This is a genomic window from Candidatus Sulfurimonas marisnigri (genome assembly GCF_015265475.1).
Lineage (GTDB): Bacteria > Campylobacterota > Campylobacteria > Campylobacterales > Sulfurimonadaceae > Sulfurimonas > Sulfurimonas marisnigri.
Genome location: NZ_CP054493.1, coordinates 1,355,683 through 1,381,041, shown reverse-complemented (window position 1 = coordinate 1,381,041; position 25,359 = coordinate 1,355,683). Strand labels below are relative to the sequence as shown.

At 33.2% G+C, this 25,359-nt stretch carries 23 protein-coding genes; 15 read left to right on the top strand and 8 right to left on the bottom strand.

The window, feature by feature from the left end; all coding sequences use genetic code 11:
* Positions 1–2: 2 nt before the first annotated feature.
* From HUE87_RS06955 to HUE87_RS06945, 3 genes are all read right to left on the bottom strand, one after another.
* Entirely contained in the window at positions 3–482 is a 480-nt protein-coding gene (locus HUE87_RS06955) for a hypothetical protein (protein ID WP_194365489.1), read from the bottom strand.
* A gap of 61 nt (positions 483–543) precedes the next feature.
* On the bottom strand, positions 544–1,083 hold the full coding sequence (locus tag HUE87_RS06950; RefSeq protein ID WP_194365488.1) for a flagellar basal body-associated FliL family protein: 540 nt from the start codon (positions 1,081–1,083) through the stop codon (positions 544–546).
* The gene (locus HUE87_RS06945) at positions 1,073–2,764 is read right to left on the bottom strand and encodes an AMP-binding protein (protein ID WP_194365487.1); all 1,692 of its coding nucleotides are present in this window, start codon (positions 2,762–2,764) and stop codon (positions 1,073–1,075) included. The genes HUE87_RS06950 and HUE87_RS06945 overlap by 11 nt, the downstream gene beginning before the upstream one ends.
* A 173-nt stretch (positions 2,765–2,937) precedes the next feature.
* On the opposite strand from HUE87_RS06945, the gene HUE87_RS06940 reads away from it, so the two are divergent.
* From HUE87_RS06940 to HUE87_RS06870, 15 genes are all read left to right on the top strand, one after another.
* Complete coding sequence (locus HUE87_RS06940; protein WP_229855271.1) at positions 2,938–4,626, top strand: YgiQ family radical SAM protein; 1,689 nt, start codon at positions 2,938–2,940, stop codon at positions 4,624–4,626.
* A gap of 80 nt (positions 4,627–4,706) precedes the next feature.
* Entirely contained in the window at positions 4,707–6,665 is a 1,959-nt protein-coding gene (locus tag HUE87_RS06935) for an EAL domain-containing protein (RefSeq protein ID WP_194365486.1), read from the top strand.
* 123 nt (positions 6,666–6,788) lie between these two features.
* Positions 6,789–7,037 carry an RNA-binding S4 domain-containing protein gene (locus HUE87_RS06930; protein WP_194365485.1) on the top strand — a complete coding sequence of 83 codons (249 nt, stop codon included), beginning with the start codon at positions 6,789–6,791 and terminating at the stop codon, positions 7,035–7,037.
* Entirely contained in the window at positions 7,034–8,020 is a 987-nt protein-coding gene (trpD, locus tag HUE87_RS06925; protein WP_229855075.1) for an anthranilate phosphoribosyltransferase, read from the top strand. Before HUE87_RS06930 ends, trpD begins: the two co-directional genes overlap by 4 nt.
* Positions 8,017–8,436 carry a tRNA (adenosine(37)-N6)-threonylcarbamoyltransferase complex ATPase subunit type 1 TsaE gene (gene tsaE / locus HUE87_RS06920; protein ID WP_194365484.1) on the top strand — a complete coding sequence of 140 codons (420 nt, stop codon included), beginning with the start codon at positions 8,017–8,019 and terminating at the stop codon, positions 8,434–8,436. Before trpD ends, tsaE begins: the two co-directional genes overlap by 4 nt.
* A complete protein-coding gene (gene lptB / locus HUE87_RS06915; RefSeq protein WP_194365483.1) occupies positions 8,423–9,145 on the top strand; it encodes an LPS export ABC transporter ATP-binding protein in 723 nt (240 codons plus the stop codon). Before tsaE ends, lptB begins: the two co-directional genes overlap by 14 nt.
* Before the next feature lie 27 nt (positions 9,146–9,172).
* A complete protein-coding gene (locus tag HUE87_RS06910; protein WP_194365482.1) occupies positions 9,173–10,441 on the top strand; it encodes an RNA polymerase factor sigma-54 in 1,269 nt (422 codons plus the stop codon).
* On the top strand, positions 10,398–11,177 hold the full coding sequence (locus HUE87_RS06905) for a TIGR02757 family protein (protein WP_229855074.1): 780 nt from the start codon (positions 10,398–10,400) through the stop codon (positions 11,175–11,177). Before HUE87_RS06910 ends, HUE87_RS06905 begins: the two co-directional genes overlap by 44 nt.
* A gap of 53 nt (positions 11,178–11,230) precedes the next feature.
* Positions 11,231–11,656 (top strand): CoA-binding protein, encoded by a 426-nt coding sequence (locus HUE87_RS06900; RefSeq protein ID WP_194365481.1) that lies wholly within the window; start codon positions 11,231–11,233, stop codon positions 11,654–11,656.
* Positions 11,657–11,666: 10 nt separating this feature from the next.
* Positions 11,667–12,869 carry a threonine ammonia-lyase gene (gene ilvA / locus HUE87_RS06895; protein WP_194365480.1) on the top strand — a complete coding sequence of 401 codons (1,203 nt, stop codon included), beginning with the start codon at positions 11,667–11,669 and terminating at the stop codon, positions 12,867–12,869.
* 6 nt (positions 12,870–12,875) lie between these two features.
* The gene (locus HUE87_RS06890; protein WP_194365479.1) at positions 12,876–14,999 is read left to right on the top strand and encodes a WD40 repeat domain-containing protein; all 2,124 of its coding nucleotides are present in this window, start codon (positions 12,876–12,878) and stop codon (positions 14,997–14,999) included.
* Between the two features lie 77 nt (positions 15,000–15,076).
* Positions 15,077–16,771: an acetolactate synthase large subunit gene (locus HUE87_RS06885; protein WP_194365478.1), complete on the top strand. Its 1,695-nt coding sequence runs from the start codon at positions 15,077–15,079 to the stop codon at positions 16,769–16,771.
* Positions 16,771–17,244 carry an acetolactate synthase small subunit gene (ilvN, locus tag HUE87_RS06880; RefSeq protein WP_430732971.1) on the top strand — a complete coding sequence of 158 codons (474 nt, stop codon included), beginning with the start codon at positions 16,771–16,773 and terminating at the stop codon, positions 17,242–17,244. The genes HUE87_RS06885 and ilvN overlap by 1 nt, the downstream gene beginning before the upstream one ends.
* Before the next feature lie 3 nt (positions 17,245–17,247).
* Positions 17,248–18,198: a UDP-3-O-(3-hydroxymyristoyl)glucosamine N-acyltransferase gene (lpxD, locus tag HUE87_RS06875; RefSeq protein ID WP_194365477.1), complete on the top strand. Its 951-nt coding sequence runs from the start codon at positions 17,248–17,250 to the stop codon at positions 18,196–18,198.
* A gap of 50 nt (positions 18,199–18,248) precedes the next feature.
* Positions 18,249–18,452, top strand: a complete 204-nt coding sequence (locus HUE87_RS06870) for a hypothetical protein (RefSeq protein WP_194365476.1) — start codon at positions 18,249–18,251, stop codon at positions 18,450–18,452.
* A gap of 20 nt (positions 18,453–18,472) precedes the next feature.
* Here HUE87_RS06870 and HUE87_RS06865 read toward each other — a convergent pair whose 3' ends face one another.
* The 5 genes from HUE87_RS06865 to hisS form a co-directional block, all read right to left on the bottom strand.
* The gene (locus HUE87_RS06865; protein WP_194365475.1) at positions 18,473–19,642 is read right to left on the bottom strand and encodes a pyridoxal phosphate-dependent aminotransferase; all 1,170 of its coding nucleotides are present in this window, start codon (positions 19,640–19,642) and stop codon (positions 18,473–18,475) included.
* A 75-nt stretch (positions 19,643–19,717) separates the two neighbouring features.
* Positions 19,718–20,419, bottom strand: coding sequence for a serine O-acetyltransferase (gene cysE, locus HUE87_RS06860; RefSeq protein WP_194365474.1), 702 nt, complete (start codon positions 20,417–20,419; stop codon positions 19,718–19,720).
* A gap of 18 nt (positions 20,420–20,437) precedes the next feature.
* A complete protein-coding gene (gene speA / locus HUE87_RS06855) occupies positions 20,438–22,267 on the bottom strand; it encodes a biosynthetic arginine decarboxylase (RefSeq protein ID WP_194365473.1) in 1,830 nt (609 codons plus the stop codon).
* Between the two features lie 8 nt (positions 22,268–22,275).
* Positions 22,276–24,003 (bottom strand): FMN-binding glutamate synthase family protein, encoded by a 1,728-nt coding sequence (locus tag HUE87_RS06850; protein WP_194365472.1) that lies wholly within the window; start codon positions 24,001–24,003, stop codon positions 22,276–22,278.
* Positions 24,004–25,215, bottom strand: a complete 1,212-nt coding sequence (hisS, locus tag HUE87_RS06845; protein ID WP_194365471.1) for a histidine--tRNA ligase — start codon at positions 25,213–25,215, stop codon at positions 24,004–24,006.
* Between the last annotated feature and the right edge of the window lie 144 nt (positions 25,216–25,359).

The window sequence follows — 25,359 nt, the reverse complement described above, 5'->3', positions numbered from 1 at the left end:
TTCTATTTATTGGAGTAGTGTGTAGCGCTTACAATATCTCCAATTATTGCTCGATGGTAGGTATATGGTTTTTTGATATTACTAATCACATATCTGCCACCACTGGTTGTTATTACCTCTAGCGTTCCAATATCAATAATGTTTTTTAAATAATTATTTATTGGTTTGATATAAATAGTTCTTATATCTTTTAGATTTATTGGAAATATTTCCCTTTTTTTATGCCCTTTTAAAATTATGAGTCGATTTTGTGTAAGTAAACACTGATATGATTTTTTCTCTTTAATCTCTTGTAGATGGACATAAAATGTTCGTATAATAAGTACAATACCTATTACTCCAATCTCATACTCATAGCCAATAAAAAGAAGCAGTGCACCAAGAGCATAAAGTGATACTATACCAGTGTAAAAAGTTTTTGATATTTCAGCTTTTACAAGCACAGACTCATTTTTATGCATTATTTTTTCTATATTGACCATATGTACCCTTTAGAGTTGGATTGTTTGATATAAAATATTTCAATCTCTAGCATTATATTTATTATTGAAGTATAAATGAATTAAAATAAACTTCTTCGATTTCACCACTTGATAAGTTCTTGTTTATATTCTCTTTTAAATCATTTCTCATTTTTTTACTATTGACAGTTGCATTATGGTTTCCAATCATGGTATTTATTATTGCATCTCTAAGCACTACACTTTTTTTAACAATCTCTTCTCCTGCGTTATTATCACTTTGAATCCAGTTTTCAGAAGTGTTATTTGATTTATACTTTAATGAAATATTTGCAATTAGTTTTCTATCTCCTGCAACATTAAATACAAAGTCACCAAGGTTTGCTAATGAGTTTTCATTATTTAAAGTAACTTTTGTAGTGTAATAATTTAAAGTTATTTTATTAGGATTATAGACTACTTCTCTGGGTGATTTATCATCACTATCATATTTTTTGATATTAGTGAAATCTGATTGTCTAACACCTATAATAATTAACAAAAGGATTATAAGAGAAATTACGGCAAATATTGTTTTTTTAACGAAATTACGTAGGGTTATTGCATTAATATTAATTTTCATAAATATATCTTTTTATTTTTTTAGTTGGTGTTTTTATAAAAGGATCTCTCTGCTCAATAAATTTAATTATCCTAGAAAAAGATGACACTTGAGAATTTACATCAATCCTCATCTCTTCTAAAAAATTTGCTATATCATCTGCTGCTTTAGTATCAGAAGTATTATAAGCTTTGAACTTCTTATCTAAGAACTCATAATTTAGATGTATCTTAGCTATAAGTTGAGATCTTTGTTCCATAACTAAAGAATCTAAAACCGCTTCGTTTTGATTTATGACAGCCTCTATCTGTTCTGGATAAATATTTTTTCCACCAGAACCAATGATTACGTTCTTACTTCTCCCACTTATAAATAAAAAGCCATCTTTATCAATGTAGCCTAAATCTCCAGTTAAAAGCCATCCATCCTCCATAATTTCTTTACTCTTCTCTTCATCTTTGTAATATCCCATCATAATGCTTGGAGATAATGCAAGAATTTCACCCTCGCCAGTATCAGAATTTTGATTTTTGATTTTTAACTCAACACCTGCCATTACAGTTCCAGTTGATTTTAGCTTAATTGTTTCTCCTAAAGCAGAAGCAGCAAGCATAGGGGAAGTTTCTGTTAAGCCATATCCAACTAAATAAGGAAATTCTGCCTCTATTAAAAATTTTTCTACTGACGGAGATAGAGCTGCTCCACCAATTGCAAACAGTCTGAGTTTTCCACCAAATTTTTTAATAAGCTTTTTACCAGCTATTTTATTTAGCTTTTTTCGTACAAAAGAAGCTTTATATAGATTTTTTACAATACATGAGTTTGTGAAGTTTGGCAAAATTTTGTTTTTATAAATCTTTTCAATTATTAATGGCACGCTTATTATAATAGTAGGTTTTACTATATCAAATGATTTTATAAGTACGCTTGGCGTTGGCGCTTTATCTATGTAGTAAACGCTACATCCGTGAAGAACAGGGACAATAAGTCCTACAGTGCACTCAAAAGTGTGTGCAAGTGGCAAAATTGATAAAAGCACATCACTTTTCAATATAGTAGCTTTTGTATGCATTGACATAGCGTTAGTTACCAAATTTTTATGTGAAAGCATTACTCCTTTAGAGTGCCCAGTAGTTCCGGAAGTGTATATGATGGCACATAAATCTTCTTCATTAGGTTTTGTAAGTTCGTTTGCAGATTTATAGATTTGTTGAGTAAGCTCTTTTGTTTTTTGCTTTATTTGTGAGAGATAATCTTTAGTAGTTAATTCATCAACTATCCTAAGATTATCAAGTTTTATGACAAACTCTACATCTGTATTCTCACACTCTTCCATTGTCGATATATGCTTATCTGATACAAAAACTGCTTTTGCTTCTGAATGTCTGATAATATGGTGAACTTCTGATGGGTGAAAATCGACAAGTACTGGAACAATTACACCACCGAAATATGTTACTGCAAAGTATGCAACACTCCAATTAGGCATATTTTCACTAAGTAATACTACTTTATCACCCTTTGAAATTCCATTTTTTCTAAGAAGCTCTATTGTTTTGTTTATTTTTTGCATAAACTCACTATAGCTCATGGCTTTTTCTCCAACCATGCCAAATGATGGCTCATATTCATAGAGTTTAATTGAGCGGTTTAGCAGGCTATGAAGTGTAAAGTTTTCTAAATTATTATAGGGGTAAGTCATACGTAATCTCTTATTTCAAATTGATTTAGTATGATTATACTCATAAAAGATAAATTATAATTTTTAAATGTACAAAAGGCTAGATTTTGAGTAGAAGAAGTAAGACAAAAGATATTAAAAGAGATACTATAATATTTACAAATAAAGACTTTCTTCCTACAACAAAAGAAGAGATGAATGCAAAAGGTTGGAGCCAGTGTGATATTATCTTAGTTAGTGGAGATGCCTACATAGATTCACCTTTTATTGGCGTTGCAATGGTTGGTCGTATGTTGGAGAGAAAGGGTTATAAAGTTGGAATGATTGGTCAGCCTGATATTAATAGTGATGTAGATATTAAAAGGCTTGGTGAACCTAGACTTTATTGGGGTGTTAGTGGAGGAAGCGTTGATAGTATGGTTAGTAATTATACAGCAACTAAAAAATTCAGAAACTCTGATGATTATACACCTGGTGGGAAAAATGACAAAAGACCAGACCGCGCACTGAGCGTCTACTGCAACTTAATTAGAAGATATTATAAAAGTACAGCCCCTATTGTTCTTGGAGGAATTGAAGCTAGTTTAAGAAGAGTAACTCATTATGACTATTGGTCAAATAAGCTTAAAAAGCCAATTCTTTTTGATTCAAAAGCAGATATTTTAATTTACGGAATGGGTGAAATAGCCCTTGAAGAGTTAACAAAAGCTTTGGATGATGGCAAAGATTATACAGATGTAAGAGGTCTCTGTTACATAGCAAAAGAGCCTAAGCATGAGTTTATACAGCTTCCATCACATCAGGAGTGTTTGGATGAGAAAGAAAAATATATAGATCTATTTGATGATTTTTATGATAATAATGACCCTGTTTCCGCTAATGGACTTTGTCAACCTGTAGATAGCCGTTTTCTAATTCAAAACCCTCCATGTCATTACTTGGATGAACCTGAAATGGATGCAAATTCAAATCTTCCTTTTACAAGAGAACTTCACCCATACTATGCAAAAATGGGTAAAGTGAAGTGTTTAGAGACTATAAAATTTTCTATTATGACACATCATGGATGCTGGGGAGAGTGTAACTTTTGTGCCATTGGTGTGCATCAAGGCAGAACAATTAGAACTAGAAGTGAAGGCAATATATTAGAAGAAGCAAAAGATTTCAACAAGTATAAAGATTATAAAGGAATTATCTCTGATGTAGGTGGACCAACTGCTAATATGTACGGATATGAGTGTGGTAAAAAGCTTAAAAAAGGTACATGTGATGATATACGTTGTGTTGATGCAGATAGACTCTGTAAGGTAATGCATGTAGATCATAGTAGAAATATAGATCTTCTTAGAAAAGTTAGAGAAGTTGATGGAGTAAGAAAAGCTTTTGTAGCTTCTGGCGTTAGATATGACTTGATTACTGCAGATAAGAAGCATGGGTACTCTTACCTAAAAGAGATGGTTAAACATCATATATCAGGGCAGATGAAGGTGGCTCCTGAGCATACACAGCAGCATGTACTTGAACTTATGGGAAAACCAGGTAAGCAAACACTTATAGATTTTAAAAAGATGTATGATAAATTAAATAGAGAAGAGGGTAAAAATCAGTTTTTAACTTATTATCTTATAGCAGCTCACCCTGGGTGTGAGGAGAAAGATATGCATGAATTAAAAAGATTTACAACTGATGAGTTGAAAATGAATCCAGAACAGGCGCAGGTATTTACCCCAACTCCAGGAACATACTCCGCAGTTATGTACTATACCGAGATGGACCCAAAAACTCGTAAAAAAATATTTGTTGAAAAAGACACAAAAAGAAAAGAGAAGCAAAAGGCCATCGTTGTTGAGAAAGATAGCTTTTCTAGTGGATTTGCTTCATAACGTTAAAAAAGTCTTTAATCAGTCTTTAATGAAATATTTAATAGTATTACGCAGTATTATATTTATAATTAGGTATTAATTTGAAAAAAAGAACAAGCTATACAAAAGTTATTGGCAGCGTTATTCTTGCGTCATTAACAATTACTCTTATATCAGTATTTTTTTATAGCACATATATGAAAAAACAAGCTATTCTAAGTCTCTCCAAAGATGATGCAAAAAAAACCAGTATGTTGATTTTTGAATCTCTTTACTCTGGCATGGCCAAAGGGTGGACGAAGGAAGATATTGACAATACGATCTCTAGGCTCAATGAGATTGATAAAAATATGAATATAAATGTTTTTAGGAGTAAAAAAGTTGCAGAAATTTTTGGAAAAAATGAAAATGAAAAAGAAAATACAAATTTAAATTCTCTTGCAAAAGCTTTCAAAGGCGAAGAAATTTTAGAAATTACAAAAGACGATATTATTCAGTTTCACTACCCAGTTATTGCAACACAAGAGTGTCTAAAATGCCATACAAATGCACAAAAACAAGATGTTTTAGGTGTTATTGAAATCTCATATCCAATTGTTGACGTAAAAGTATCTTTGGCGAAAATGACAAATTTCTTTGTTTTATTTATAGTATTTTTTACATTTTTTATATTTATTCTGCTCTTCTTTAAATTTAATCAATACCTAATTAAGCCTATTAAAAATTTTATATTAACAGTAGACTCAATATCTAATGATAGTGACATCAGTAAGCGATTAACACTGGAAAATAATATAACAGAGATCAACTCTATGCAAAATGTTTTTAACAATATGCTAGATAGTTTAGAAAATCAATTTTACAATGATGCACTTACAGGCTTACCAAACAGAAGAAGGTTATTGGACGTTTTAGAACGTAAAGAAGAAGCACTTCTTATGATTGTTAATATTGATGGCTTTCAGGAAATTAATAATCTATATGGTCATGATATAGGTGATACTGTTTTGAAGAAACTGGCTACTTCAATAAAAAGCATGATAGATGTAGAGAATCAATTTTATAAATTACATGCAGATGAATATGTGCTATATTGTGTTAAGAAGTTTGATTTAGAAGAGTTGGAAGGTATTGCCTTGCATATTGTAGACAGTATAACAAAAGAGTATTTTTCAATAGAAAAAGACAATGGTGTTTATATAAATGTAACCATAGGTATGTCTTATGGAGATTCGTATCTGTTGACACAAGCAGATATGGCCTTACGAGTTGCAAAAAAAGAGAAGAAAAAATACTTAATGTATGAATCAAATATGAAAAAGACACAAGAATATGAAAATAATTTAAAATGGACAAAAAAACTTAAATTTGCAGTTGAAAATGATATGGTAGTTCCATTTTATCAACAAATTGTTGATTGTAAAACTCAGGAAATTGTTAAATATGAGTCACTAATGAGAATAGAAGATGAAAATGGCGATTATATTCCTCCAATTTATTTTCTTGCATTATCTAAGAAAAATAGAATTTATCATGAATTGACAAAAATTATGATTAGAAAAACATTTGCCAAATTTGAAAAAAAGCCATACCATTTTTCTATAAATATCTCAGTAGAAGATATTTCACATGTTGAAGTAGTAGAATTAATTATTGAAAAGTTAGAATCAACTGGAATAGGGAAATATGTCTCTTTTGAAATACTAGAATCAGAGGGCATAGAAAATTTTGAAGCAGTAATTGAATTTATAGAGCAAGTAAAACATTATGGGTGTAGTATCTCTATTGATGACTTTGGCACTGGATACTCAAATTTTGAATACCTTATGAAACTAAAAGTTGATTATATAAAAATTGACGGTTCTATGATAAAGACTATTGATAGAGATGTTAACTCACAAATGGTAGTAGAAACTATTGCTGAGTTTGCTAAAAAAATGGGAATAAAAACTATAGCAGAATTCGTTCATTCCAAAAGTGTGTATGATAAGCTTGTTGAACTTAATATAGATTATGCTCAAGGGTATTACTTAGGTGCACCAACAAAAGAGATTATTTAAGAGTATAAAAATATTTTTTTTGATAATAGGCACTATATAATGCAAAAAATGTTCCAACTCTTACATCCCTTTCAGTTTTAATACTCTACAATATGAAAAAATATTATTTTAAGAGTATTAATCATGAGAATAGACAAATTTTTAAATTCAGTAAATATTACAAAAAGAAGATCGGTTGCACAAGATATGATAAGCAACAGTGTGGTCTTAATAAACAATGTAGTGGTTAAGGCTAGTAAAAATATTGATGTTGGGAATATTTTAACTATTAACTATCTTAATGAAACAAAAAAATATGAAGTAATAAAGATTCCTACCACTAAATCTACCCCAAAATCTCTACAAGCAGAGTATATCAAGGAGTTGTCGTGACTTATAATGAAACAAAAAAAGAGTTTACTTCACTTTTTAATCATGAGATGAGTGATGAAGCTATGATAGAGTTTTTGTTAAGTATGAAGTTAGACGACTACACCTCTGTTGAGTCAATAGCAGCAGCGGCAGAAGTAATGCGCTCTTTTTCTATGCCTCTTCCTATTTCAAATGAACTTAGCATGAAGGCTCTTGATGTTGTTGGGACCGGTGGAGACAAAATTGGAAGTTTCAACATATCTTCAACTGTTGCACTATTAGTTGCATCTTGTGGAAGTATTGTCGCAAAACACGGAAGTCGTTCTATAACTTCAAAATCTGGCAGTGCAGATATGTTTGAAGAGCTGGGTATTAGACTTAATTTAAGTATTAAAAACAGTGCTAGACTCTTGGAAGAGTCAGGTTTTACTTTTATGTTTGCACAGAATCATCATCCAGCAATGAGTTTCATAGTTCCAATCAGAAAGACGATACCTGATAAGACAATATTTAATATTCTAGGACCTCTTACAAACCCCGCAGGAGCAAAAAAATCCCTTCTTGGTGTATTTGATAAGAACTTCGTTTCAAAGATGGCAGAAGCACTTAAAATTAACGGTGCAACGTCTACTATGGTTGTTAGCTCACGGGAGGGGATGGATGAGATTAGTATAAGCGATATAACTTATGCCTCTATACTTCGTGACGGTTTGGTTCACGAGTTTGAAATAGATCCCGAAGAATATGCAATTAAAAGAGTTCCTCTTAGAGCAATAATGGGTGGAGATGCAAAAGATAATGCCTTGATTTTACATAATATTTTTGATAACAAGGCTACGGATGCTCAAAGAGACATAGTGCTTATTAATGCTGCATCTGCCTTAGTGGTTGATGGATTAGCTAGAGATATTCAAGATGGTTTAGAAATTGCACAAAAAGCTCTTAAAACAGGAAAAGCCAAAGAAAAGCTGAAAAATATCATTGAAATATCAAATAAACTATGATTATTTATAAGCTTAAATTAGAAGAACTTAATACTTTAGTTGAAGATATTGGGAAAAAATTTAGTTCCGGTGTAATTATATTAAGAGGTGATCTTGCGGCTGGAAAAACTACTTTTGTAAAAGAGTTTGTTAAATTTTTAGGGCTAGCAGATGATGTAACCTCTCCTACATTCTCTTTGCAACAGTGTTACGGGGAGATGGTTTTTCACTATGACATGTATAACCACGGTTTAGATCATTTTATATCACTTGGAATGTTGGAGGAGCTGGACAAAGATGGCCTCCATTTTGTAGAGTGGGGTGATGATGAACTAGTTAGGATTTTAAACTCTGCAGGTATAAGTACATTAATTGTAGATATAGAAAAAGTCTCAGATGAAATTAGACAATATAAGGTAGATTATGCATACGCTTAGGGCAATTAATTTAAAGAAAAAAATAAAAGATTTAGAGATAGTAAAAGGTATGAGTCTAGAGGTTTCTAGCGGAGAGGTAGTTGGACTTCTTGGTCCGAATGGAGCTGGAAAAACAACTACCTTTTATATGATTTGCGGACTTGTAGAGGCAAGTGACGGAGAGGTCTATTATGATGAAGAAAATTTGTCTGGAATGCCACTACATCTAAGAGCCTTAAAAGGAATTGGTTATCTCCCCCAAGAGGCTTCTATCTTTAAAGATTTAACCGTTGAAGAGAACTTGATGATTGCCGCTCAAGTTGGTATAAAAGATAAAAAAGACCAAGAGGTTAGAATATTGGAACTTTTGGATATGTTTAATATTGAACCGATCCGTTTTCGCAAAGGTATTAGTTTAAGCGGTGGCGAGCGCCGTCGTGTTGAGATAGCAAGAGCACTTGTAAATGCGCCTAAATTTTTACTTCTTGATGAGCCTTTTGCCGGAGTTGATCCTATTGCTGTTTTGGATATACAAACTGTTATAAAACAGCTTGTATCTTACGGGATAGGAGTTCTTATTACAGACCATAATGTTCGTGAAACATTGGACGTATGTGACAGAGCATATGTAATCAAGTCCGGTGAGTTACTCGCCAGCGGAACAAGCGAAGAGATAGGGAAAAATAGCGATGTACGTAAGCACTATCTTGGTGAGGACTTTAAGCTTTAGAGCTTAAATTCAATGGATTGTAGATAAATGGCAGCATTAAGGCAAAATCAAAGCGTAGAGAATAAGCATAAGCTCTCAAATACACTTCGTAATTGGTTGCCTATTTTACACTCTAGCTTAAGCGACTTGGGTGAAGCCATGTCCCCTTTTATTGATGCAAATCCGGTTGTGGAAGTAAAGTCAGGATATGAAGAAAATTTTGAAAAAAAGATTCCTAGAAAAATAATTTCAGGTCAGGTAAGCAACTCTAGAACTGAGCAGATAGAAGCATTGACTATTCAAAAAAGATCTCTTTATGATGTCTTAGATGAGCAGTTAGAAGCGCCACTGTTTCCAACGCCTATATCGCAATCTATTGCCTCATTTGTAGTGGCTAATCTGGATGAAAATGGTTACTATGAAGGTGACAGTGAAGCGTTTTGTAAAATCAAAAATATTGATATCTCGGAGTTTGAAAAAGTTCGTTTGAGGTTCTCACATGTAGAGCCAATTGGTGTTGCTGCAAAAGATTTGGCAGAGTCATTTGTGTTTCAGCTGGAGAGTTCAGACATAAGTGAAGAGGCCTATCCTCTGTGTGTGGAAGTTATTAATAATATGGAGGATATTCACAGCTATTCAAGAAAAGAACACTTCAGTGAAGTTATGCGTGTTCTTGGAACATTTAAAAATCCTCCGGCAATAGAGTACCAAGAGGATTCAGCTCAGATTATTCCAGATTTGATGATATTTTTTAATGATGATGAAGCCATAGAGGTCAAGCTAAATGATGCCTATTATCCGACTATTCTTATAGACACAAGTTATGCGGTTGAGCATGAATTTATTTCGCAAAAAATTAAAGAGGCAAAGAGCCTTGTTGACGCACTTGACATGAGAAAAGCTACCTTGTATAAAGTGGGGCTTATGATAGTTGAGTATCAGTATGAGTTTTTTACAGGCGGTGCGATAATGCCTCTTACTCTGAAGACTTTGGCAGATGAGTTTGGACACAACCCCTCTACTATTTCAAGAGCAATCGCAAATAAGTATATAGCATGTAACAGAGGTGTTTTTGCAATGAAAGAGTTCTTTACAACTGCTATAGATGAAGATGTTTCAAATGCAGCAATAAAAGAGTTCTTGGTTACTATAGTTAAGAGAGAGAATCATAATAAACCACTCAGTGATATGAAACTACTAGATATGATTCAAGAAAAATTCAAAGTAACAATGGTTAGAAGGACAATTGCAAAGTATAGAAAACAGTTAAACATTGCAGGTTCAAGCGAGAGGAAAAAACTCTATTATTTACATTAAAAAAAGACTTGACTTAGAAGTTCTTAAAAGAAACAGCACAAGTGAGATATCTTATGATAAGCTAGATCCGATTTTAGTTGCACACCGCTACAAAGACCCCAATATCTCTTTGGTATGCGCTCTTTTTGCTTATGGAAATGTAAAGCAGATAGTTAAGTTTTTGGACTCACTTGACTTCTCTATTTTACAAAAAAGTGATGATGAGATAAAAGAGTCTTTAAAAAATCACTACTATAGATTTCAAAAAAGCGAAGATGTTATTGCCCTGTTTATTGCCCTTAAAAGATTAAATGAAAAAAGTACTCTAGAGGCTATATTTAAGAGTGGCTACACTAAGAATAACAGTGTAATTGATGGAATAAATGAACTTATAAAAACTCTACATGTGGAGTATCCGCATCAGTCACAAGGTTATAACTTTTTAATAGGAAAAATTACCAGTAAAACAAAAGGAGCAGGTGCACTTAAGAGGTGGATGATGTTTTTAAGATGGATGGTAAGAGATGATAATATCGATATGGGTTTATGGCATGGAATTGATAAAGCAGACTTAATTATGCCACTTGATACGCATACATTTAATGTCTCTCTAAAACTTGGACTTTTGCAAAGAAAAAGTTATGATCTTCAAGCGGCTATAGAGCTGACTCAAACTTTAAAATCTTTTGATAATAATGATCCGTTGAAATATGACTTTGCTTTATACAGGATAGGTCAAGAGAAAATTGATGTATAAATGGTTCTTTTTTGATATAATCACTCAAATATATTAAATAATAAGGAACTTTTATGGAGTGTGAATTCCCTTCTGTTAATTCAAATAAGCAAGAGATAAAAGATATTTTTAGCAGTGTAAAAACTATTGCAGTTTTAGGGCTTTCTCCTGATGCTTCAAAGGCAAGTCATAGAGTCGCTAAATATCTTCAAGAACAAGGGTTTAAAATAGTTCCGGTTTATCCAAAAGAGGATGAGATTTTGGGTGAAAAAGTTTATCGCTCACTTGAAGAGATACCTTTTGCAATAGATATGGTTGATATATTTAGAAAATCAAAAGAGCTGGATAATGTTGCTGATGCCTGCATAAAACGCAAAGATGTAAAAGTTTTTTGGGCTCAAAAAGAGATTGTTAATAATGATGCGGCACAAAGAGCAAAAAATGCTGGAATGATGGTTGTTCAAAATATGTGTAGTATGATAGAGCATAAAGCTCTGTAAGGAAAGTTTATTGTTAGATATAAAAAAGATATATGAGGCACAAGAGCGTATAAAAGATATTGTAGTTGATACACCTCTATCATATGCACCATATTTAAGCAAAATATCTGCATGTGAAGTTTACTTAAAAAAAGAGAATCTGCAAATAACCGGCGCATTTAAGATAAGAGGTGCTTACAATAAAATAGCATCATTAAATGATGAGCAAAGAGCTGGTGGTGTTGTTGCGGCAAGTGCTGGAAACCATGCACAGGGTGTTGCCTTCTCAGCACTAAAGTTTAATATTAAAGCTGTGATTATTATGCCTGAATCAACGCCTCTTACAAAAGTAAATGGTGTTAAATATTATGGTGCAGAAGTTATTCTCGCCGGAAGTAATTATGACGAAGCTTATGCATACGCAACAGAGTATGGAAAGAAAAACTCTTTAACATTTATTCACCCTTTTGAAGATGAAGAGGTTATCGCCGGACAGGGGACATTGGCTTTAGATATTCTGGATAAATGTGAAGATTTGGATGCTGTAATCATCCCAGTTGGCGGGGGAGGACTTATATCTGGAATGGCATGCGCTATAAAAAGTATAAATTCAAATATTGAAGTTATAGGTGTTAGTGCCACCGGTGCTCCAGCCCTTAAAAATTCATACGATCTTAAAAAAGTTGTTGATTCACTCAGTGTTAGGACGATAGCTGACGGGATAGCAGTTCGTGATACTTCACCTATCACGTTAGAATACATGCTTGGTAGCGTAGACAAGTTTATCAGCGTAGATGATGAAGAGATTGCCAGTGCAATTTTGTTTTTACTAGAGAAACAAAAACTTGTTGTTGAAGGTGCAGGTGCTGTTGGTGTAGCTGCTTTACTTCATAAAAAGTTAGAGTATTTAAAAGGTAAAAAAGTAGCAGTAGTTCTAAGCGGCGGAAATATGGATGTTACACTTCTTTCTGTTATTATTGAAAAAGGTCTTTTGAAGTCTGGAAGAAAGATGAAATTGACCGTTACTCTAATTGATAAACCTGGTTCTCTTATGCATTTTACACAGCTTCTTCAAGAATTAAATGCCAATATTGTTCATATTTCATATGATAGAACATCGATTTCACTTGACTATGGTGATGCAAATGTAACCGTACATGTAGAGACTAAAGGTGAGCAGCATCAAGCTGATATTCATAATGTTTTAAAACAAGAGGGCTACATAAGGGACTAATATATAATGTTACCTGTTAAAAGTAGTAGTTTTAGTGAAGCAGTCGTATATACTAAAGTTATAAATGAGAATAGTGTTTTAGTTGTTGACTCAGCCACTGCGATGCACTATTTAGACATAGGCACACTCAATGTGAAGAGTGTGCTTAAGTGCAATATAGTCCACTTTAGATACAGCTCTGATGTTTTTGGTTTTAGCTCTAATGCAAAATATTTTGTTGTTATAAGTTCTGATTGCAAAGAGTCTAGGCTTTATGACATAAAAACAAAAAAAATTATCTCTAAGATAGATAGGCATCACGGAGATGTCTCTTCTGTCGCACTTGACCCTCAAGACAGATATATGTTCTCTGGTGGCGATGATGGTAAAATTTTTGTATCCGATGTTGAAAGTGGACAGCTTGCATTTACCCTTACTAGTCATATTGATTGCGTAAACGACATATCATTTAGTGATAATGCACAATTGGTCGCAACTGCTAGTTATGATAAAAATATACATATATCTAGTTTGAATACAATGAAATTAATACATAAGTTAAGAGCTCACTCAGCTCCTGTTATGAAACTTAAGTTTTTAAGTAAAAACAGACTCTTTAGCATTGATAAAAACAACAGTGCAATAATATGGGACACAAATAACGGTAAAATAATCACAAGACTTGATGGGATTCATGACGACATTACGCAAGTTGCTGTTGGTGATGATAAATTTTTATTTTTAGCAAGTATACTTGGATATGTTTTAGTGTACGATTTACATAGTTATAAGTTGATATCAAGAAGATATATTAAACTTAATAATAAAATTACTTCAATAAACTTTGATGAAAACAACAAGCATCTTATCATTGGTTCAGATAGTGGAGAGTTGATTTTATATGAAATATATCTTGGTGAAAATAAATTAACTCAGTTTCTGCGAGAAAAAAATTACGTCCAGATATATGCAGAGATTGAAAAAAATCCACTTTTAAAATATACAGAGACTTACCTGATTTTAGATACTTTATGGAAAAAAACAGTACAAAGAGCAAAAGAATTATTTGGAAAAAGTGATAAAAAAAGAGCAGTTGGTATATTTGGAAATTTTGTAACAATTCCAAGTAAAAAACAGATAATGAATAATCTTATTAAAGAGTATGAAGAGTTTGATAAGTTTGTTCTGCTTGTAAAGCATGGCAAAATAACACAGGCTTATACGCTGGCAAAAAAACACCCACTATACGAAGAGACACCTGTTTATAAATCGCTGGAATTAAATTGGAAAAAATCATTTATGTTGGCGCAGAAGTATATACTTGAGCCAAAAGCTGCAGATAAAGTTAATGAAATTTTAGCTCCATATCGGGGGATAAGCGAAAAGTCAAAACATATCCAGGCTTTGTTAACTAATGCCCAAATTCATAGAAGGTTTAAAATTGCAATTGCTCAAAAAGATTTTAAACTTGTATATGAACTACTGAAAATACACCCATTTTTAAAAGAGTACTCTGAATATGATTCTTTAAGTAAATACGCCGACAATTTGTACATAAACTCACAAAAATTTATTGAAAAAAATGACACTCACTCTGCGGTAAAACTTCTTAGAATTTTACTTGATTTTGAAGATTTTAAAAATGAGGCGAAAGATATTATAATCGAAATAGAGAGTAGGCATAAATTTTTTAACGCTATAAGAGATAATGACATTACAGTAGCATATAATCTTTTAGAGAGTTATAATGATTTGCAAAACACTATAGAGGGTGAAAATCTTCAAAAATTATGGGATTATGATTTATATGCTGTAAGCGAATATGTATTTAGAGGCGATGCAATTAAAATTAAAAAAAATTTAGATAAATATATGAAAATTAATTCAAAAATTCTTCCAATCGCTAATGTTTTTGCACGTTGCTATATTGTTCAACTCGAAGCAAGTATAAGAGAGAGAAAAGAACAATTATATATTGAAAATGGCATTAAAAATTATATTTTATATTATGGGTTAGAGGATAAGATTTTTACTTTTTTTGAGAAATTTAAAAGAAACCATCCTAAAACAAAATTAAATTTAGAGTCTCAAACCGAAGGTTCTATAAATAAATGGAGACCCTCAATGATTGTTAAATCAATAATAGAATAGAAATATATTGACTTCTTTAAAGTAAAATATAGGGAAGGTAGGTATAATAAGCAAATTTTTTATTAGAGGAGACTTTCATGCAAATAAATGGCGCACAAATGGTCATTGAGGCTTTAATCGCAGAGGGCGTTGACACAGTGTTTGGCTACCCAGGCGGAGCTATCATGAATGTCTATGATGAGATTTATAAGCAAAATGACTTTAAACATATTTTGACAAGACACGAACAAGCTTCTGTACATGCTGCTGAGGGCTACTCAAAAGCTAGTGGTAAAGTTGGTGTTGCAATGATTACTAGTGGACCTGGTTTTACAAATGCTGTAACTGGTTTAGCTGATGCATATATGGACTCAATTCCATTAGTTGTAATTAGCGGACAGGTTCCGATGAGTCTTATTGGTACCGATGCATTTCAAGAGATTGATGCCGTTGGTATAAGTCGTTCATGTACTAAGCATAACTATCTTGTAACAGACGCTAAAGATTTAGGTCGTATACTCAAAGAAGCATTTCATATTGCATCAACTGGTCGTCCAGGTCCTGTGCACGTAGATATCCCAAAAGATGTTACTGCTCAGATAGCTGAATTTGATTATTCTTTAGAGCTTAATCTTGAGACTTACAAGCCTCATGTTAAAGGTAATCCTCGTCAAATTAAAAAAGCTATGGAAGCTATCTCAAAAGCTAAAAGACCACTATTTTATCTTGGAGGCGGTATTATAAATGCAGATGCTGCTTATGAAGTTAGAGATTTAGTTCACAAAACTGGAATTCCTGCTGTTGAGACTTTTATGGCTAGAGGTACTCTTAGTCACGATGATGATTTACTTATATCTATGCTTGGCATGCATGGTTCATACGCTGCTAATATGGCTATGAGTGAAACTGATTTAGTGATAGGACTTGGTGCTAGATTTGATGATCGTGTAACTGGTAAACTTTCTGAATTTGCTAAAAATGCTGGAGTTATACATGTAGATATAGACCCTGCATCTATTTCTAAACTTGTAAATGCTGATTATCCAATCGTTGGTGATGTTAAAAATGTTGTAAAAGAGATGTTAGAGTTATCATCTGAAATTAAATCTGAAAAGTATTCATCTTGGAGAGATACAATAAACCAATTTGATGAATTACATCCATTAGCATACCATGAAGATACAGATAGAATTAAACCTCAGTGGGTTATAGAACGTGTTGGTGAACTTCTTGGTGATAGTGCAAATATCTCTACTGATGTTGGGCAGCACCAGATGTGGTCTGCACAATTTTATCCGTTCACAAGACCTCGTCAGTGGATTAGTTCTGGTGGACTAGGTACTATGGGTTTTGGTTTTCCTGCGGCTATAGGTGTAAAATCAGCTTGTCCCGAAAAGATAAGTGTTAACTTTACAGGAGATGGCTCAATCCTTATGAATTGTCAAGAGTTGATGACTGCGGTTGAGCAAAAACTTCCGGTTATAAATATCATTCTTAACAATAATTTTCTTGGAATGGTTCGTCAGTGGCAAACAATGTTTTACGATAAAAGACATAGTGAGACTGATTTAAGTGTTCAGCCTGACTTTGTAAAGCTTTCTGAAGCATTTGGTGGAATCGGATACAGAGTTAAGACAAAAGATGAATTTGATGCAGCTTTAAAAGATGCTGTTGAGAAAAACATAGTTGCATTTATAGATGTTGTTGTTGAAAGAATGGAAAACGTTATGCCAATGGTTCCATCTGGTGGATCACTGTTTAACATGATGTTATTAGAGAAGAAGGAGAAATAATGGAAGCTAGTGAAAGAAGAGTTATCTCTGTTATTGTAGTAAACGAGGCTAGTGTTTTATCTCGTATTACGGATCTTTTCTCTGGTCGTGGGTACAACATTACATCTTTAACTGTTGCTCCAATACCTGATAGTAGATATTCTAGACTTACTATTGTTACATCAGGTTCTATAAGAGTAATAGAGCAGATTACGAAACAGCTGCATAAACTTATTCCTGTTCTTAGAGTGTACGAACATGCAGACTTGGTTGAAAAAGAGATGGCTTTGGTAAAGTTCCCTGTAACTGAAAATATTACTGATATAAGTACTCTTTGTGAAGCATATAATGGCAAAATAGTAAATGTTGGTGAGAATGTTATTATAGTTATGGTTGCTGATGAACCAAAAAGAGTTGATAATTTTTTACAAGTTATTAAAAGATATAATCCAAAAGAAATTGTTAGAAGCGGTGCAGTAGCACTTGAGAGATAGTAAATGGATTTAACTGAAGTAGCTTCTATAATTGGTGCTGAATTTAATGGCATTAGTTTTGAAATAACAGGTTTAAATACACTTAAAGAAGCAAGTTCAAACGAAGTCACTTTTGTTTCAAATTCTAAATATATAAAAGATATACAAAATACCAAAGCAGCTGCTGTTATAATAGACAAATCTTTAAAAAGCCATATACCGCAAGGGTGCGCGGCTTTAGTGGTTGACTCTCCTTATTGGTCGATGGCAGTGTTATCAAAATATTTTTCTCCTCCGATTGAGGACGATCAATTGCCATATGCAGAGATAGGCGAGGGGAGCAGAGTATCTCCTAAAGCTGAAATAGCAAATGGAGCAAAGATTGGCAAGAACTGCACGATTTTAGCACATGTATATATTGGCGCCCAAACAGTTGTTGGTGACAACACTATTATCTACCCCAATGTAACTGTTTACAGAGACTGCACCATTGGAAATGATTGTATTATTCACGCGAATACGACTATAGGGAGTGATGGCTTTGGATTTGCTACCAATAAACTTGGTGAGCATAAAAAGATTTATCAAAACGGCAATGTAGCTATCGAGGAGGATGTAGAGATTGGAAGTTCAACAACAATCGATAGAGCTGTGTTTGGTACGACCTTAATTAAAAAAGGCACCAGAATAGACAATCTGGTTCAGGTTGGACACAACTGCGAGATTGGCGAGTATTGTGTAATGGTTTCTCAATCTGGTCTTGCGGGCTCTACAAAACTTGGACGTAATGTTGTTATGGGTGGACAATCTGCGACAGCAGGTCACTTGGAAATTGCACCTTTCAATACATTTGCAGCAAGAAGTGGAATAACGAAGAGTATAAAAGAGAGCGGTAAGACATTTTCAGGATTTCCACTTATGGAACACAAAATGTGGCTTAGACTTCAGGTGAAAATTGCTAGACTACTTAAATAATTAGCATATTAGCCTTCTGGTTAAGAAACTATAAAATTAAGGAGTGTTAAATGTCAAAAACTATCGCATTAAATGGAACAAAAAAAGGTGTTATTTCTGTAACAAAAATAGATAAACCTTATGGTGAAAAAAGTACACCAGTTGCAAGTATTGGTATATCTTTAGCTGGAAATGCAAATGAACCTGAATGGAAAGTTCACATTCCACTTGAAAATCTTGATGAAGTAATAGAAGCACTTACATCACTAAAGTAGGTTTAACCTACTTTAAAATACTATACTCTAAGTTCTTTTACAAACTCTTCGATGCGCTTTATACCAGTTCTTATACTCTCAATATTTGTTGCAAAACTAAATCTGAAATAACCTTCACTTCCAAAACCAACGCCAGGAACTACAGCTATACCTTTTTTAGCTAGCAACTCTTTACAAAACTCCATTGAATCATTGCTTAATTCTTTTATATTTACAAAAAGGTAAAATGCACCATTAGGTTTGAAAACACTTAATCCATCGATTGCATTAATTAGTTTAACAGCCTCATCACGACGTTGCGCAAATGCTCTTCTCATCATTTCTATATCAGCATCTGCATCTCCGTTTAGAGCAACGATTGCAGCTTTTTGAGTAATAGAGTTGATATTTGAAGTACTTTGACTTTGTAGCTTTTTAGTAGCTTGTATCAGTTCAGTGTCATGAGCTGCCATATAACCAAATCTCCATCCAGTCATAGCAACTGATTTACTTAGACCATTTATGGTAACAGTTCTTTGATACATATCATCACTTACAGATGCAGCAGATGTGAACTCACCGTCATAGATAAGTTTCTCGTACATCTCATCACTTGCAACTATTACTTTTGTACCTTCTAGAACTTTTCCAAGTGCGATTAGTTCATCTCTTGTATAAATAGAACCAGTTGGATTTGACGGAGTTGTTAGCACTAGCATTTTAGTGTTTATTGTTATGGCATCTTTTAATTGCTCAGGAGTAATTTTAAACTCACTGGAGTCATGAGTTTCTATCTCAACTACAGTTCCACCATGATACAAAACTAACTCAGGGTATGTTACCCAGTATGGAGAGGGGATAATAACTTCATCACCCTTATCAATAGTTACAGCGAAAAGATTAAATAAAGAGTGTTTAGCACCATTGTTGGTTATTATTTGATTAGGAGCATAGGTTAATCCATTATCCCTCTTTAATTTATTAGCAATAGCATCTTTAAGAGCAGGGATTCCATCAACAGCAGTGTATTTAGTGAAGCCACTGTTAATAGCTTCTATAGCAGCATCTTTTATAATTTGAGGAGTATCAAAATCAGGTTCTCCAGCAGAAAAACTTATGACATCTTTACCCTGTGACTTTAGCTCTTGTGCGAGCGTTGAGATTGCGATTGTAATCGATTCAGATAGTGCGTTAATGCGACTTGTTAGCATTTGAAACCCTTAGGTGAAATAATGAATACATTATACTAAAATAATAATATATATGAGTTAAGGGGGAGTGGTTTTTTAATTTTTCATAGCTGTAATAAAAGATTCGTATATTTTTTCCAGTTCTAAGTCTTGTTCTAGTAGCTCTTTATTATCTTCAACCAATATATGTTCTAAAACTGCAACCCTTTTTAACATATATTCAAACATCTCTTTGTTTATATCTGGAAGCATATTATGCATAAGAGGATCTTTACATCTCCCTTTTTCTATTACATGTGCAGGAATGCCAATGGCAGTTGCATTATCTGGAACATCTTTAACTACTACGGAATTTGCTCCAATCTTTGCATATTCGCCGATTACTATATTTCCTAGAATCTTTGAACCAGCACCTAATACAGCACCGTTTCTAATAGTGGGATGTCTTTTACCATGCGTTAGAGATACGCCACCAAGAGTGACACCTTGGTATATTAACACATCGTCTTCTATTATTGTTGTTTCACCAATAACTACACCAGTTCCATGGTCTATGAAAACTCTTTTTCCAATTCTTGAAGCTGGATGAATATCTATATTTGTTAATATCTGAGTTAAACCCATGATTACTCTGGCAAAACTTTTAAAGTTTGCATTGTACAGTTTACTAGCCACTCTGTACCAAGCTATAGCCCAAACACCAGGGTAATTAAATAAAAAATCAAGCTTTGAATTGAGTGCAGGATCATTGTTATAAGCATTGGAAAAGTCTTCTTTTATTTCAGCATAAAGTCCCAAGGTTAAAGTCCTAAATAATTAATTTGTTGTTCTTAAATAACCATTTTGATCTAAATATAGTTCTAATTTGGCTAGTGTATCATTTTTTTCTTTTTCTGTAATAAACTTGGAAGCTAATAAATCATTTTTAAGTTTATCAGAGACTATATTTTTGTTATAGCCCAGTGATTCTAGAATATCCAATATACTTTTTGATTCAACTTTGTTGGTTATTTTATAATCTGTATCATTGATGTAAACTGTATATTCACTTGGATGAGTAAATAGATTATGATTCATTCCTAATGTTTCTTGATATGCACCAACATTGAAAAATCCTAAAAAGTAATCCTCTTCATCCAAGTTCACATCATGCAGGTATAGAGGTTTATCTGGATTAAAACCTATCTCTCCATCACTGTCACATGTAATGTCCCATAGAGATGCAGCTCTAAGTGGTTGTGTATTTAAGTGGTGTAATGGCATAACTGGAAAATGCTGATTAAGTCCCCAATAGTCAGGTAAACTTTGAAAAATAGAAGCATTTATAAGGTAGCGTTCTTGTAGTTTTACTTGTAATTGTTCAAGCTCATCTGTTGGATTTGCCGACTTTAAATATAAAGCTCTTTTTATAATATTATGAACTAAAATTTCGGCGTTTGAACGGTCTTGCAGGTCTATGTAACCTAAATCAAATAGTGTTAACAGTGATTCCATATGGTCAAGTGCATCATGCAGATATTCTATACAGTTTGTATTGTTTAAAAGTTTATTTAACTCTACAAGTTCTTCTATTAGAGGGGGATTAACTGTTTTAAAGTTAAGTAGTTTTTCTTGATAATCTTGTGTGAATAGTTCCAATACAGGGGTGATTAATACTGCATGTGAAGCTACTATAAATCTTCCAGATTCTGTAAATATATCTGGATGTTTAACATTTTTTGCATTCATAATCTCACCAAGTAAAAATACAACGCTGCTTGAAAACTCATCTATAGAGTAATTACGAGACTTTGAGTGAGTATGTTGGTCATATTCTACTGCTAAACCACCACCAATGTTGATGCTATTTAGTTTTGAAGCACCCATTTTTCTAAGTTCTGCGTAAATATTGCCGGCTTCTCTAAGCGCTTTTTTAAGAGGCGCAATATCTGACATTTGAGACCCTATATGAAAGTGTATCATACTCAAACAATCTAATAGTTTCGCCTCTTTAAGTTGATTAACAGCCTCTATGATTTCTGTTGAAGTTAGTCCAAATTTAGCATCCATACCACCACTTTTTGCCCAGATTCCACTTCCAGCACTATGTAGTCTTATTCTGATACCTATATTTGGTATTTTTAAATCACACTCTTTTGCTACTTCTATTATGGTTTCAAGTTCACCAAGTCCTTCAATTGTGAGTGTAATATTATGTCCACTTTGAGCCGCAATAAAACCAAGAGTAATCATTTCTTTGTCTTTAAATCCATTTACTGTTATATTGGCCCCATTTGGAGTTTTACTCATTGCTAAGATAAGTTCAGCTTTGCTTCCTGCTTCTAATCCATAGTTGTATGTAGCACCTTGTGATGTTATAGCTTCTACCGCATGAGGAAATTGGTTTACTTTGAGTGGGAATACAGCATTGAAACTACCTTGATAGTTGTTGTGTTGTATAGCTTTGTCAAAATACGAGTAAAGAGTTTTAATCTGTCTTTTTATTAGATGAGGAAACCTTAGCAAAATAGGCCCCTTTACATTATCAGAACGAATCTCTTCAACTATTTGTAATATTGATGGCATACATTTATAGTTTAATTTAATTTGCCCATCTTCAATTATAAAGTTATTGTTTGCCCAAATGTCAAGACCGAAATTATTCATTTATTTTCCTATACATGTAGTTTATGATGAAAATACTCTTCCACATCAAAAAATATTTCTTCATTTTGGTTTTTAAAAGTAAGCATACTTCGGTTTAATTTACTAATGTGTTTAATTCCCATAACTTCTAAAACTACTTTCATTCCTTTAATCAGATTAGTATGATAGTTACCTATCTCTTTACCTTCTTTTACAACTAGGTATGAAGCTCTTTTCTTTTCATCTTGAGTTGCCATTCCAACAGGGCAAACGTGTGAACCAAACCCTGAACACATTCTAGCGCGAATACATCCACCACTCATCATAAAACCTCTAGCAATGCCAACAGCATCAGCACCCATAGCTAAAGTAATTATAGCATCATCTGGAGTTAAAATTTTCCCACTTGAAATAATGCTAATATCTTCTCTGATTTCATATTTTTTCAGAAGAGTGTCAAGCACAAAAAGTGCATTGTTTGTTGTTAGACCAACTGACTCCATAAGTTCTAGTGGTGCTGTAGCACTTCCACCTTCTCCGCTATCAACTGTAATAAAGTCTGGAATATTTCTTCCAGCAGACTTTCTTGCAGAGATTTCCCTTACTATCTCTTCAACATCTTTGGCATCAGAGATAACTATTTTAAATCCAACAGGCTTTTTAGATAATTCTTGCAGTTTTTCTACGAAATCCAACAAATGAGAAGTGCTGTCTGCAAAAGGGAAACGGTTTGGTGAAAAAACATCTTTACCTTCAGGTACACCTCTGTAGTATGCAATATCAGCTGTAACTTTAGAGCCGGAAAGTTTTCCGCCAGTTTGCTTTGCCCCTTGTGCAATCTTAATCTCTGTCATACGACAAAATTTCATAACTTTTTGATATTTAACTTCATCAAATTTTCCATCATCATCACGAACACCATATAGTCCTGAACTCATTTGAAAAATTATGTTAGGTATATCAGATGGAACTTCTTTAGGAAAGGCTTCCAGAGGTGCTTTCCAGTTTACACGAAAGAGTACATGTGAAGTTGTGTCATATATATATGTATTTTGAGTTTTTTTGTTTAATAATACTGTTCTGTACCATTTCAAAGCTCTTGCATTATTAAACAGTGTGCTACCTATCTTAAATATAAATTCTGCATATGGACTGCTTTGAACTATTTCAAGATAGTCACAGTTTTTAAGGTCAGGTTTGTGTGTAAATAGGTGGTTTGAGGTTAGTGAGCCCTCTCCAGTATTAATAGTTAAATTTGAGTTTTCACCAGCGATAGAGAATGCACGAACAGCTTCAGGACTAAGTGATCCATCACTCATGGCAGAACGGATTATTGGAGTATGTGAAGTGAATGGAATCTCTCTATTTTTACCAAAAACAACAGATATGTCATCACTTACTTCATCATCATTTAGTACATTTGTTGCATGTTTAATAATAAATCTTGAACCTGAAAATGGTTGTGCAACTGAAAATGATTTATAATTTGGTTTATCTTTAGCTGCTGTATATACCCAGTCTACTTTGTCTTTTGAGTCATAAAATGTCTCTTCTGCAAAGTATTGACGCAGTGGTTCTCTTAATGCTTCAAATAGGTATCTAAAACGTCCTATTACTGGATAGTTAATTAGTAGTGCATGTCTTCTTTGTATGTATCTGTCATAAACAAATAGTATGACGATTAAAAAAATACCCGCCAATAAAAAAAACTCGATAAAGTCTATAAATATAGCCCATATTGCATGCAGTATTTCCAATTAAAATTCCTCCAAAAGTATTGTCTGTTCCGTTTTATTTTCTAAATCTTTGACCCATATAGTACCATCTGCAATTTCATTTGAGCCTATTACTGCACAATATTTAGCGTTTACTTTATCAGCACCTTTTAGATGGTTTTTAAGATTTTTTGTTTTGTACTCACATGTAGATCTGTCAGTAGCTCTTTTTTTCTGAGTTAAACTAACAACTAAATCAATAGCTTCATCATCCATAGCACCAAGATAGTAACCACTTCTTACACTCTCAGGCATAACTATAAGCTCCATAAGTCTCTCTATTCCCATTGCAAAACCAACAGCAGGAGTAGGGCGACCATCTAGAAACTCAACAAGTCTGTCATATCTTCCACCGCCAGCTATTGCGCTTTGGCTTCCTATGTTGTCACTTACAAATTCAAATGCAGTTTTAGAGTAGTAATCAAGTCCGCGAACTAAATTAGTGTCAATTTCGTAATCTATTCCATTGTTTTGTAAAATTTTCTTAAGAGTCTCAAAGTCATCGCTACATGTAGGGCAAAGATTTTGTATAAGCTTTGGAGCACTAACATATAACTCTTGGCATTTAGAGTTTTTACAATCAAGTACGCGAATAGGGTTAGTGTCTAATCTTCTTACACAATCTTCACAAATATCATCTTTGCACGCTTGCACAAATTTAACTAAGTTAGTGCGATAATCTGGCATACAATTGTTGTCACCAAGGGAATTAAGCTGAAGTCTATAGCCAATACCAAGCTTTATTAAAATATCGCTAACCATCATAATCATAGTTGCATCTTCGTAAACGCTATCTACCCCAAAACTCTCAACACCAAACTGGTGAAACTGTCTTAGTCTTCCTTTTTGAGGTCTCTCGTAACGAAACATCGAACCGTGATAGAAGTAACGCTGAATTCCACCTGCTTTATCAAGCTTTTTTTGTACAAATGCACGAACAACACCGGCTGTTCCCTCAGGTCTAAGACAAACATCGTTTTCACCCTTATCTATAAACTGATACATTTCCTTGCCAACTATATCACTAGATTCACCAACAGAGCGTTTAAATAGGGCAGTTTCTTCTAAAAGTGGAGTCTCTATAAAGTGAAAACCATACTTTTGAGCTATATCTGTGGCTGTGTTGATAAAGTAGGTAAATCTTTCATAATCCTCACTTAAAATATCATTCATTCCTCTTAGTGAATTAATCATTTTTATCCTTAGTAGTGTGCAATATTATTTAAGTTTAATTTAAATGAAAGGATACCATTTTTTGCTTATATCTGATTTACAAATAGCATTGATAGTTGAGTTATATATTGATTTATAATCATATCAAAGTATTTGAAAAACTAT